Origin of the sequence: Parabacteroides vesiculifaciens (assembly GCF_049860805.1) — a bacterium.
Lineage (GTDB): Bacteria > Bacteroidota > Bacteroidia > Bacteroidales > Tannerellaceae > Parabacteroides.
Genome location: NZ_CP187555.1, coordinates 2,484,718 through 2,496,408, shown reverse-complemented (window position 1 = coordinate 2,496,408; position 11,691 = coordinate 2,484,718). Strand labels below are relative to the sequence as shown.

The 11,691-nt window shown below is 45.5% G+C and carries 11 protein-coding genes; 8 read left to right on the top strand and 3 right to left on the bottom strand.

Going from position 1 to position 11,691, the window contains the following annotated elements:
- Positions 1-56 precede the first annotated feature (56 nt).
- Entirely contained in the window at positions 57-533 is a 477-nt protein-coding gene (locus tag ACPYIV_RS10195; RefSeq protein WP_293740443.1) for a pyridoxamine 5'-phosphate oxidase family protein, read from the top strand.
- 105 nt (positions 534-638) lie between these two features.
- On the opposite strand, the gene ACPYIV_RS10190 is transcribed toward ACPYIV_RS10195, so the two are convergent.
- Complete coding sequence (locus ACPYIV_RS10190; RefSeq protein WP_293734323.1) at positions 639-1,271, bottom strand: peroxiredoxin; 633 nt, start codon at positions 1,269-1,271, stop codon at positions 639-641.
- 593 nt (positions 1,272-1,864) lie between these two features.
- Here ACPYIV_RS10190 and ACPYIV_RS10185 point away from each other — a divergent pair.
- From ACPYIV_RS10185 to ACPYIV_RS10170, 4 genes are read left to right on the top strand one after another with little or no spacing between them, the layout of a single operon-like run.
- A complete protein-coding gene (locus tag ACPYIV_RS10185) occupies positions 1,865-3,091 on the top strand; it encodes a quaternary amine ABC transporter ATP-binding protein (protein WP_293740445.1) in 1,227 nt (408 codons plus the stop codon).
- Positions 3,088-3,900, top strand: coding sequence for an ABC transporter permease (locus tag ACPYIV_RS10180; protein WP_300761317.1), 813 nt, complete (start codon positions 3,088-3,090; stop codon positions 3,898-3,900). The genes ACPYIV_RS10185 and ACPYIV_RS10180 overlap by 4 nt, the downstream gene beginning before the upstream one ends.
- A 23-nt stretch (positions 3,901-3,923) precedes the next feature.
- A complete protein-coding gene (locus ACPYIV_RS10175; protein WP_293734326.1) occupies positions 3,924-4,790 on the top strand; it encodes a glycine betaine ABC transporter substrate-binding protein in 867 nt (288 codons plus the stop codon).
- A 16-nt stretch (positions 4,791-4,806) separates the two neighbouring features.
- On the top strand, positions 4,807-5,604 hold the full coding sequence (locus ACPYIV_RS10170) for an SGNH/GDSL hydrolase family protein (protein ID WP_425886455.1): 798 nt from the start codon (positions 4,807-4,809) through the stop codon (positions 5,602-5,604).
- Positions 5,605-5,650: 46 nt separating this feature from the next.
- Here ACPYIV_RS10170 and ACPYIV_RS10165 read toward each other — a convergent pair whose 3' ends face one another.
- Positions 5,651-6,133: a ferritin gene (locus ACPYIV_RS10165; protein WP_293734328.1), complete on the bottom strand. Its 483-nt coding sequence runs from the start codon at positions 6,131-6,133 to the stop codon at positions 5,651-5,653.
- Positions 6,134-6,279: 146 nt separating this feature from the next.
- On the opposite strand from ACPYIV_RS10165, the gene ACPYIV_RS10160 reads away from it, so the two are divergent.
- On the top strand, positions 6,280-7,518 hold the full coding sequence (locus tag ACPYIV_RS10160; RefSeq protein WP_293740448.1) for a sugar MFS transporter: 1,239 nt from the start codon (positions 6,280-6,282) through the stop codon (positions 7,516-7,518).
- A 25-nt stretch (positions 7,519-7,543) separates the two neighbouring features.
- On the opposite strand, the gene ACPYIV_RS10155 is transcribed toward ACPYIV_RS10160, so the two are convergent.
- Complete coding sequence (locus tag ACPYIV_RS10155; protein ID WP_425886515.1) at positions 7,544-9,112, bottom strand: ATP-binding protein; 1,569 nt, start codon at positions 9,110-9,112, stop codon at positions 7,544-7,546.
- A 132-nt stretch (positions 9,113-9,244) separates the two neighbouring features.
- On the opposite strand from ACPYIV_RS10155, the gene ACPYIV_RS10150 reads away from it, so the two are divergent.
- Positions 9,245-10,195, top strand: coding sequence for a site-specific integrase (locus tag ACPYIV_RS10150; RefSeq protein ID WP_293739501.1), 951 nt, complete (start codon positions 9,245-9,247; stop codon positions 10,193-10,195).
- A 383-nt stretch (positions 10,196-10,578) separates the two neighbouring features.
- A complete protein-coding gene (locus tag ACPYIV_RS10145; RefSeq protein ID WP_293734316.1) occupies positions 10,579-11,337 on the top strand; it encodes a DUF4469 domain-containing protein in 759 nt (252 codons plus the stop codon).
- Positions 11,338-11,691 lie beyond the last annotated feature (354 nt).

Below are 11,691 nucleotides of genomic sequence, written 5' to 3'. Positions count from 1 at the left end.
CAAATATAAGACTTTTTGTAGATTTGCCAGCCAATATCATTTAAATATGTAACAGTATGTTTCGCGAAATAAGAAGAAAAGACCGGGTGTTGGATGAGAAAGAGGCAATCGAATTGTTGGAAACGGGTGAATACGGTTTCCTGTCGATGGTCGGGACGGATGGTTTCGGGTATGGGATCCCGATTTCTTTTGTAAAGGAAGGCGAAAGCATCTATTTCCATTGTGCGCCGGAAGGATATAAATTGGAATGCCTCCGGGAGAACCCGAAAGTGAGCTTTTGCGTAGTGGGAAAAACATGTGTCATTCCGAACCAGTTTACAACGGCTTTTGAATCTGTGCTTGCATTCGGCACGATTCACATGGAACTTCCTGAGGAAGAACGCAGGCATGCGTTACGCCTGTTGACAAAGAAATATTGCCCCGGTTTTGAAGCGTTAGGAGAGAAGTATATCGACAAGTCTTTTCACCGGACGAATATCCTGCGGTTGGACATCGAGCATATTTCCGGTAAATGCAAGAGGATGAAAGCGTGAAAGAACAGACAGTGACAGCCGGCAGTTCCCCAAAAAACTATAGGATGACCAAAACAGAATATACCAAATGAACGGCCAACTGTCTACTGTGTTCTTATTGGTGGATCAATGTTTGCTCAGGTAACCGGAAACTCCTTCGCTGGTCGCTTTCATCGCATCTTTGCCTTTTGACCAGTTTGCCGGACATACTTCGCCGAACTCTTCGAAATGTTGCAGCGCGTCTACCATGCGGATAGCCTCGTCCACATTGCGTCCCAACGGAAGGTCGTTGATTACATAATGGCGGATCTTTCCTTCCTTATCTATCAGGAACAGGCCGCGATAAGCAACGGGAGCACCTTTCGCTACCACTTCGCCTTCTTCATTGGTCAGATAATCGGCCGCCAATACACCGTAGTTTTCTGCTATCGTCTTCGAAAAGTCTGCAACGATAGGATATTTGACCCCGTGAATACCTCCTTTATTTCTGTCCTGGTTCAACCAGGCAAAATGTGAATATTCGGAATCGACTGAACAGCCTACAACGGCCACATCACGTTTTTCAAACTCGTTCAGCTTTTCCTGGAAGGCATGCAGTTCGGTCGGACAGACAAATGTGAAGTCCATCGGATAGAAGAACAGCACGACATACTTTTTACCTAAATATTGATCCAGAGAAAAGTCTTCGACGATCTGGTTGCCATTGATTACGGCTGGGGCATGAAACTCCGGTGCTTTTTTACCAATTAATGCTTTCATATTACTACAAAGTTTTTGTTTTACTACTTTCATAACAATGTAGCACTTCGCTTTGTTCCTGTCGTCCTTTGTGGAGGATTCCGGTTTCTTACCTTAATGCTATTTTATCACAATATGTATCCTTTGTAGCCAAACTTTAATTTACTTTGCATGAAATCCTTTTAAGTCTAAAGAGATCATGAATGAAGCATCTGTGAAACAAATACTTTTAACGGACTTTTTTTATTTACTATCCGGCTGGCGGAACCTTGTATCATAAATCGGGCATTTTGTTGGAGGTCTGTTGGCAGATAATCAACCGATAGGATATACGATGATTCCGGGGTTTGATGTAAGGACCTGGAAGAATACTCGATCAACTCCCAATTATGTTAATAATCATTTGTCTTCGGTAATGCATGATATCTACCAGACCATGTAGTTCCGGATGCCGGAAAATGTCATGCTGGCTTTGGACCCTTGCCTCGAAATAGTCCTTGAATATGGATAAAAACCGGTTTTAAACTAAATTCAGTTTTCCCTGTTTAATAAATAGACGCCACAAACCCGGTCCCGGGAATTACTTCTAAACATAACCAAATATAATTATTAGTATGACGAAAATAGAAATAAAAGACTTATCTATCCTTTTCGGACCAGAGAAGGCCAAAGCGAAAAAGATGATTAAGCAAGGTAAAAGCAAACAGAACATTTTAAAGGAAACAGGTTGTACCGTAGCCGTCCGTAATGCCAATCTGGAAATAAAGGAAGGAGAGATGTTCGTGATAATGGGACTCTCCGGCAGTGGTAAATCGACGTTGGTGCGTTGTATTAACCGACTGAACGAACCCTCTATGGGGGAGATTTGGCTGAGCGGCAGGAATATCACATCCCTGTCGGATAAAGAACTGTTGCAAATCCGCCGCAGGGAGATGGCGATGGTATTTCAACATTTCGGGTTATTGCCTCACCGTACGGTATTGAGTAATATCGCTTTCGGACTCGAGTTGCAGGGGATACCAAAAGAAGAGCGTGAGAAGAAAGCGCATGAAAGCATAGCCGTTGTCGGATTGAAAGGGTATGAGAACCAGCGTGTGGACGAACTCTCCGGAGGTATGCAGCAGCGTGTCGGGCTGGCTCGTGCTCTGGCGAACAACCCGGAGGTCTTGCTGATGGACGAGGCTTTTTCGGCTCTCGACCCGCTTATCCGCGAGCAGATGCAGGATGAATTGCTGGACTTGCAGGAGAAGATGAAACGTACTATTGTCTTTATTACACATGACCTGGATGAAGCGATCAAGCTGGGCGATCGTATAGCCATTATGAAAGATGGCGAAGTCGTGCAGGTCGGGACGCCCGAAGAGATCCTGACGGATCCGGCGAATGACTATGTCACCCGTTTTACCGAGAGCGTGGATCGCGGCCGTGTCGTTACGGCTTCTTCCATCATGCTGACTCAGCCGATTGTCGTCCGTATTCGTAGGGATGGCCCGGAGGCCATTATCCGCAAGATGAGGGAAAAACATTTGTATGCCTTGCCTGTGATCGGTACGGACGATCAGTTCCTCGGCGAAATACGGTTGAAAGATGTGTTGCGACTGCGTAAGGAGGGAACGGGAGACATTAGTTCGATCGTCATGAAAGAAGTCCCTTCCGTATTGGAGAATACGACAGTGGAAGATATGTTGCCCCTTTTGCCGAAAGTCCAGCAGGCTCTGCCGGTAGTCGATGAGAACAATCGTTTGAAAGGCGTCGTATCGACCTCGGCCATCATCATCGAGATGACCGGAAAGGATCAGAAGGAAATAGAAGAAATCATTCAAAACGCAATAGACTTATGAATATCGGAAAATATATAGAAATAGCCATTAACTGGCTTACAGAAAACTTTGCCGGCCTTTTTGATGTGATCAACCGAATCGTGGGCGGCTTTATCGACGGTTTCCAGGGAATCCTGATGTGGATCCCGTTCTACCTGATGATTGCGGCTATCGCCGCTTTAGCCTGGTGGAAAGCCGGAAAAGGAACCGCCGTCCTGACCTTGCTCGGATTACTTTTGATTTGGGGAATGGGGTTCTGGCTACAGACCATGCAGACCGTGGCGCTCGTTTTGTCGTCGACGATTATCGCCCTCCTGTTCGGTGTCCCGCTGGGAATCTGGACCGGGCGTAACGATAAGGCGGCTAAAGTGATCCGCCCGCTTCTGGATCTGATGCAAACGATGCCCGCTTTCGTCTATCTGATTCCAGCAGTTTTGTTTTTCGGGCTGGGACCTGTCCCGGGTGCTTTTGCCACCGTGATTTTTGCCATGCCTCCGGTTGTCCGCCTTACCGACTTGGGCATCCGTCAGGTGCCGGACGATATTGTCGAGGCAACCCGTTCGTTCGGAGCCACTTCGGGACAGCTTCTTTTTAAGGTCCAGCTCCCGTTGGCTTTACCGACCATTATGGCGGGGGTAAACCAGACGATCATGATGGCCTTGTCTATGGTTGTGATAGCAGCCATGATTTCGGCCGGCGGATTAGGTGAGATCGTGCTGAAAGGAATCACGCAGATGAAAATCGGACTCGGTTTTGAAGGCGGTATTGCCGTTGTGATTCTGGCGATCGTCCTGGACCGCATTACGCAAGGCTTTGTCCGCAGAAAGTAAAACAGATAAAAAGAAAAGTATTTATGAGAAGATTGATTATCATTATAAATTTATCCCTTATTGTTGCCTTCATGATGATGTTTGCAGATTGCAGCAATTCCTCGAAAGACAAGAAGCTTGTTTCGATCGGTTATGTAAACTGGTCGGAAGGAATTGCAATGAGCTATTTGGCGAAAGTCATGCTTGAGAGCAAAGGTTATGATGTGATGCTGCGGAATGCAGATATCGCGCCGATCTTTGTCTCTATGGCGGCCGGCAAAGTCGATGTTTTTATGGACTCCTGGCTTCCGGCCACGCATGCCGATTATATAAAAAAATATGGCGATAATCTGGAAACGTTGGGTGTTGCCTACAAAAATGCCAGGATGGGGCTGGTAGTCCCTTCGTATGTCACGATCAGCTCCATAGAAGAATTGAACGGACATAAAGATGAATTTCGCAACGAGATAATCGGTATCGACGTGGGGGCCGGCCTGATGAACGAAACGGAACGTGTCATTCAGGAATATCCGGTCGAGCTGACCTTGAAGCCTTCGAGCGGTGCGACAATGGTCGCATTCCTCCAGAAGTCCATCGAAAATAAGGAATGGATCGTTGTAACCGGCTGGACCCCTCACTGGATGTTCTCCCGCTACGACCTAAAATTCCTGGATGATTCGCAGAAGCAGTACGGTGATGCCGAGCATATCCAGATTATGGCTACCAAAGGTTTTTCTGAAAAAGATCCGTATGCCGCCGCATTCTTCCGGAACTTTTCCCTCGATAACGAACAATTGAGCGAATTGATGGATTTGGTGGAAGGTAATCCGATGCATGAAGAAGAGGAAGTAAAAATTTGGCTATCCAAACATCCTGAAGTAAATGAATTTTTTCCTACATTCGCGGAGTAGTAGAAAAAATTGAATTATGAAGGATATCCGGAAGATTATAGTATTGTTGTTGTGTATGACAATCAGTTGTTATATGATGGGTGAGGAGAAGAAAAACCTGAATATAGTATTTATCGGAAACAGCATCACGCAAGGGGCTTTATTGGAAAACCCGCGGCATGACGCGCCTCCTGTGAAAGCTGCTTTATATCTGCGCAGTCAACCGTCAATCGGAACTGTCCGCTATTCCAACCAGGGGGTAAGCGGAAGTACCACGCTTGATTTCCTGCCCCGGACCGAATTTCTTTTTCCGAAAGTAGTGGAGGTAGCCGACCAGTTCAAGGATGAGACATGGGCAACTTTGATCTTTTCCATTATGCTTGGTACGAACGATAGTGCCATTACGGGGCCTAACGGGGCTCCGGCTTCTCCTGCCAAATATTATGAGAATATGAAAACGATTATCGATAAGTTGCTGGCACTCTACCCGGATTGCAAGATCGTATTGCATCGTCCGGTATGGTACAGCCCGAATACATATAACGGAGCCAAATATCTGGAAGAAGGATTGAATCGCCTGCAAAGTTATTATCCGGAGTTACAGGCACTGGTCCTCGATTATTCCAAACGGTTTCCCGGACAGGTCTTTATGGGAGATACGGACGGTTTCGAGTATTTCAAGGCTCATCACAAAGGCGAGCTGTTTCCTGAAAAAGGAAATGCGGGAACTTTCTATTTACATCCTAATAAAAAAGGGGCTTCGGCGTTGGGGAAGCTTTGGGGGAAAGCAATACTTGATATAATTAAAAATGGAAAATGGAAAATTGAAAAATAATATTGAACCATTCTTTTAATTTTCAATTTTCCACTTTCAATTTTTATTATCGTTTGCCTAATCTGTGGTCAAGAATACCGACATGGCATTCGCCGTAGTTCTTCAACTGTTCTACGATTTCTTTGGCTGTAGATTCTTCTTCAACCTGTTCGCGGACGAACCAGAAAAGGAAGTCTCTTGAAGCGTGATCTTTTTCTTCTTCTGCGATGTCGACCATTTTGTCGATTAGTTCGGAAACGTAGCATTCGTGTTTGTAGACGTGTTCGAATAATTCGATAACGCTGCCCCATGCAGTAGGAACGACATTGATCTGGCCGATTGTGATATCACCGCCGCGGTCGATAGCAAAGTCGATCATTTTGTGGGCATGTTCCATTTCTTCTTCAGCCTGTTTCTTCATCCAGTGGGCGAAACCGTTTAACCCCAATTTCTGGAAGTGTACGGACATGGACAGGTACAAGTTTGATGACCACATTTCTGCATTTACCTGTGCGTTAAATGCTTCAGATAATTTCTTGCTTAAAATCATAATTCTGTTTCCTTTCTTTCAATTAGATTTATAATACAATACAATTTTATACAGGCAAAGATATAGATAAAAAAAGAATGGTTTGCTTTAACCGGATAATATTTTTATAAATGCTTACCTTTGTCGACTCATAACAAATAGCAAGTATGAAAAAAAATAATCAGAAAACTTTGTTTTCCGCTCCTGACGGGAAATCTTATCTTGTCCCGTTTATATTGATCACCAGCCTGTTCCTGTTGTGGGGTTTTGCTCATGGTTTGCTGGACGTATTGAACAAACATTTTCAGGGTGTCTTTACGATGACGAAAGCGGAGAGCGGGCTTGTGCAGTTCTCTACTTATATCGCTTACTTCCTGATGGCGCTCCCTGCCGGAATGTTCATGAAGCGGTTTGGCTATAAGAAAGGAATTATATTGGGCTTGTCTTTATTTGCCGCCGGGGCGTTTGCTTTTATCCCGGCAGCTTACTTGCATTCGGCTTCGCCGTTTTTGGTGGCATTGTTCGTAATTGCCTGCGGATTGTGTATTCTGGAGACGGCAGCCAATCCTTATTCCACTGTTTTAGGACCGAAAGAGTCCGGCGCACAGCGGTTGAACCTGTCGCAATCTTTCAACGGGTTGGGTTGGATATTGGGTCCGCTTGTAGGTGGAATGCTGATTTTCGGAGGTGCGGAAGATGATCCGTTCGCTTTGACGAAACCTTATATATTGGTCGGATCGATTGTCTTGCTTGTAGCTATACTTTTCTTTTTTACCAAACTGCCGGAGGTGCAGGTTGAGGAAGAAGAGACGAATCCGGCTGAAAACGAATCCGGACCCGGTGCGGGTGTAGTTCCCATGTGGAGGCATCTGCAGTTTGTCCGTTCTGTTATAGCTCAGTTCTGCTATTGCGCCGCACAGACGGGAATTTTCAGTTTCTTCATTAATTACGTGACGGAGGCTGACGCTTCTATGACAAATATCGAGGCTTCGCGTATCCTGGCTTTCGGTGGAATGGCCTTGTTCATGATCGGCCGCCTGTCCGGTAGCTTTATGATGAAATGGATGTCTCCGGCTTGTCTCCTGACGTGGTTTGCGCTGGCGGATGCTATCTGTATGGCGTTGGTGGTGGTTTCTATCGGCACGGTTTCGCTGTATGCGCTTTATCTCTCATTCTTCTTTATGTCCATTATGTTTCCGACAATCTTCGCATTGGGCCTGGAAGGCATGGGCGTCCATACTAAAAAAGCCTCTTCCTACATCGTCATGGGAGTAGCCGGCGGTGCTTTCGCCCCGATGCTGATGGGCTATATCGGTGCCGATAATATGGCGATAGGCTTTGTGGTCCCGCTACTGGCATTCTTGTATATCCTATACTTTGCGTTAAGGTGTAAAAGGGTTGGATAATAAATGTCAGGATGCCGGTAAATCATCATTTACCGTTCTCAATCTCCCACTCCCCAATGTTCCGTTCCCCGGCATCGAAGGAGACGTCTACTTTCACTAATTGGCGCCCTTCGGCGGTGTATGGGATCAGGTAACCTGTATGCTCGATTTGTTCCAGCGCATCAAAAGCGGAACCGTCGAGCTTGAACTCGAATACATAGATGTAGTCCTTTGTTTTTACGACCGCGTCGGCCCGTCCGCGTGCGCTGCGTACTTCGGCTTCGCAGAACTGTCCCATCAGCTTGAACACGAGATAGAATACGACTTGATAATGCCGTTCCGTACGGGCGTTCAGCTCGTAGGGGAAGTCGGCGAAGAAGGCACGCAGTCTGGTAAGAAAAGCATCCACCTTGCCGGCCCGTAGCTCCTGTATGAACTTGCCGATATAGAACCCCTTGTCGTCGTCCGTAATGGAAGTGTAGAAAGGCGCGATGAAACTGAGGAAACCGTAGCGGACCTCCTCGTTTGGAAACTCGAGTTTGTAGAGTTGAAATTCGCGGTCGTAGTCCTTTATCGTGAGGTAGCCGCTTTGGTAAATAAGCGGTATGGGGTTGTTGGCATCCGCACGGTATTCAGTGAAGGCATACGCTTGTGTTTCCAGCCCGTCGATTAGCTTGCGCAGGTCGTATTCGCTCTTTTTGAGCAGTTCGACGAGGAAGGTGGGCGTGCCTGTCTGGAACCAGAAGTAGTCGAGCCTCCGGCTATTCAGCGCGTTCAGCACGCTGAACGGATTGAACATTCCGACCGATCGTTCATTAAAGTGATAACCGTCGTATTTCTTTTTCATCAGCTCGACGATCTCTTTATCTGTCAGATGGCTTTCCCGGGCGATGCGTTCTAACTCCGGCTGGAAGTTAGCAACCAATTCTTCTTCTGTGATTCCGCAAGCTGTTATATAGTCAGGATGCATACTGATATCCATCAACTGGTTGAGGTCGCTGAACACGCTCACCTGTGCAAATTTGGTCACGCCGGTAAGGAACACGAACTTCAGGAACGGGTCCGCACTTTTCAGTACTCCGTAGAACGCTTTCAGTGTCGACCGGTATGCGTCGAGCAATTCCTCATTACCGAGAGCCTGTAGTAGCGGCTTGTCATATTCGTCGATCAGGACAACAACGTGGCGGCCTGTCTGCTGTTTGGCCTGGCGGATGATGTTGGCGAAGCGTTCTTCCGGGCTCCTGTCGTTTTTTTCTTTTCCGTAGGTCGCTTCCCATATTTCGAGATGCTGATTTAGCATAGCTTCCAGGTCTGCCACTTTTTTGTATTTGCGGGCATTCAAATCGAGGTGCAGCACCGGATAAGTCAGCCAGTTCTGTTCGAGTTTCTCGATGGCCAACCCTTTGAAAAGTTCCTTCTTCCCGAGGAAGTAGGCTTCGAGTGTGGAGATGAACAAACTCTTCCCGAAACGTCGCGGGCGACTCAGGAAATAAGGCTTTCCCATCGTGACGAGATTGTAGACGATTTCTGTTTTGTCTACATATACATAATCATCCTTCCGTATCTCTTCGAAACTCTGTATGCCGATCGGCATCTTTCTGATCGCTGTGTTCATAAGCCGGTTGCGGGTACGTTTGTGTACGAGCTTTACAAAGATAGCATCTTTTAGTTTACTATCCAATATAGATTTAAAACACTTCTCTTTTCTGTTTGTTGTATATTCGTTTTATTAATAAATAGTTAGAATATGGCAACAAACAAAACAAAAAAGCAGGCTTCCAAGATCGATTTGTTTAACCATATGGATATATTAATCTTGCGTAAGCGTAGCATAGGAAAAGATTCGACAGCCGATTTGTATCGGGCATCCAGTAATTGGTTAAGAAAATTTGTCAAGAAACGGAACCTCTGTTTATCGGAAATCACTCCGGCTCTTGTCGATGATTTTATCGTTTACCTTCAAAGGTTTGGCAGCCTGAAGGTGAATTCGGTCAATAGTTATGTGTGTGCGTTTCGGGCAATGTATAATGTAATAACCCGTGAACATGGCTATATCCCTTGTCGGCATCCTTTTGCGCATATCGTTATCCATCCTGAGAAAACAACAAAACGCGCAGTCGGGTTAGATGTCTTTGAGAGGATTTCAGCTTTGGATTTGAAAGATGAGCCTGAAATGCAAAAGGCTGCTGATCTTTGTGTCTTTTCATTTATCGCCTGTGGTATGCCATTTGTCGATCTGGCTCATCTTACACGCGAAAATATCAACGGTGACACACTTGTTTATAATCGGGCGAAGACCGGAGCACCTATACGGATTGATCTTACTCCGGGAATGAATTATTTACTGGACAAATATAGCTCGGCAGACAATCCGTATCTGTTTTCCCTCCTTCCGCCTGAAGGACCTGTCCCACATGAACATTACAAGTCTCTTTTACGCAACTATAACGACTGTTTGAAAGAAATCGGGAAACGGCTGGATCTGCCGACCTCATTGACCTCGTATGTCATCCGCCATTCATGGGCGACGATCGCCTACCGGAAATATACTCCGGTCGCTATTATTAGCCAGGCGTTAGGACACACCTCTGAGAAGACGACACGGCATTATCTGGCACAATTGGACCAGTCGGAATTAAGTAAGGCAAATATTTTGATTACGGGAACTGTAGATAATATTGTGAAGAGGAGGGCTTAACCTTAATTCTGATATAAGGTAGGGTGTTTATATTGAAAGAACCTTATTTTATATCGGATATTGGAATGATTTGCTTGCAAAGGTAAAGAATATTTATAAAAAACAAAGTTTAAAGTAACAAATTCACTTGTTTAAATCAAACAGGCTTAAATAACTGTGTTTAAAGGTACATGAAAGTCCGGGGCATCGGATTTACCTATGTCCAATTTTGTAAATTGTGGTTCTATCCGGTCAAAAAACAGGGTTATCCGGCTGTTTTGATTTTTGTTTTATGGTAGGATTTTAGGTCGAGCGGTTATTACCCTTATATCAGAATTAAGGGTAATAAATGATTGTATTGGTAGTCCCCGTCTTACCACCGGGTAACTTAAATTTATGAAATTATGGCAATTAAGAAGACCATTTTGACTGTCGATTTGTACGACAATGTGCTAACAGAAAAACCTGGGGACTATTCAGGAAAAATCCGTATCACCGGCACATTTCGTAACAAAGAAGTTTCCACCGGGATCACTGACGACCGTAGTGAGTACCGTCCGGAAACCATTGAAAACATCCTGGGTATGTCAGATGATAAGAAGCTGCAGGCTCTTGCAGAGGGCAAATGCATCTCGGACGGCTTAGGACATCTCTTTCTTAACATCGGTGGCTCCTTTCCGGGCAAGAAAACCGATTATAAATCTCCTGATAACAAAATCGGCGTTACGTTTATTCCCAGTGCCGCTTTGATGAAGCTATTGGAAAACATCTATGTAAATGCAGATATCGCAACAGTAGGACCAATGATCGAACACATCACCGATTCAACTACAGGTGCAGTAGACAGCATTTTAACTCCTTCTGCCCCCGCTATTATCAATGGCAGCACGTTGTTGTTGAAAGGCACCGACCCTTCTGTCGGTGTTTACTTTACTCCCGAAAATGGAGGTGAACCGGTCAAAGTGGCTCTGGTTGTCACGAATACAACGTCTCAGATCATCGTCTCCATCCCGGCGTTGGCCGACGGAAATTATTACCTGAGTGTAACGACGCAAGCTGGTGCCGGATATTCAATGGTGAAGGAACCCCGTACGTATCGTCTTCCTATCTTACTGACGGTCGGAGATCCCGGCGGCGAAGAAGAACGTCCCGGAGAGTTATAGGCTCCTTCTGGACATGTAGGGAATACCGGTGTCCCTCACTATGGGAACACTGGTGTTGAGTGGTATGGGAACAGAGGCGTTGAGGTATATGGGAACAGTGGTGTTGATATGTATGGGAACAACGGTGTTCCCATACCCCTTACTAAAAAGTGTTAACGAATAAATTACTTATTACTAATCATATTTCAATACTTAAGGCTTATGAATGAATATGTTACTTTTAAACGTACAGCCCTTCTCATGCTCATGTTTATTACGGCATGGTGTCTACCGGTGAAGGGACAATGGTCTCAAACACAAGGGAATTATACTTTGTCCGGAGGCTGTGTAGGAAAAAATTATTTAGGTATAAAT

Excerpts from the sequence above, each read along its gene's own strand:
- ACPYIV_RS10195 (WP_293740443.1), top strand. The coding sequence starts at position 57 with ATGTTTCGCGAAATAAGAAGAAAAGACCGGGTGTTGGATGAGAAAGAG.
- ACPYIV_RS10190 (WP_293734323.1), bottom strand. The coding sequence starts at position 1,271 with ATGAAAGCATTAATTGGTAAAAAAGCACCGGAGTTTCATGCCCCAGCC.
- ACPYIV_RS10185 (WP_293740445.1), top strand. The coding sequence starts at position 1,865 with ATGACGAAAATAGAAATAAAAGACTTATCTATCCTTTTCGGACCAGAG.
- ACPYIV_RS10180 (WP_300761317.1), top strand. The coding sequence starts at position 3,088 with ATGAATATCGGAAAATATATAGAAATAGCCATTAACTGGCTTACAGAA.
- ACPYIV_RS10175 (WP_293734326.1), top strand. The coding sequence starts at position 3,924 with ATGAGAAGATTGATTATCATTATAAATTTATCCCTTATTGTTGCCTTC.
- ACPYIV_RS10170 (WP_425886455.1), top strand. The coding sequence starts at position 4,807 with ATGAAGGATATCCGGAAGATTATAGTATTGTTGTTGTGTATGACAATC.
- ACPYIV_RS10165 (WP_293734328.1), bottom strand. The coding sequence starts at position 6,133 with ATGATTTTAAGCAAGAAATTATCTGAAGCATTTAACGCACAGGTAAAT.
- ACPYIV_RS10160 (WP_293740448.1), top strand. The coding sequence starts at position 6,280 with ATGAAAAAAAATAATCAGAAAACTTTGTTTTCCGCTCCTGACGGGAAA.
- ACPYIV_RS10155 (WP_425886515.1), bottom strand. The coding sequence starts at position 9,112 with ATGAACACAGCGATCAGAAAGATGCCGATCGGCATACAGAGTTTCGAA.
- ACPYIV_RS10150 (WP_293739501.1), top strand. The coding sequence starts at position 9,245 with ATGGCAACAAACAAAACAAAAAAGCAGGCTTCCAAGATCGATTTGTTT.
- ACPYIV_RS10145 (WP_293734316.1), top strand. The coding sequence starts at position 10,579 with ATGGCAATTAAGAAGACCATTTTGACTGTCGATTTGTACGACAATGTG.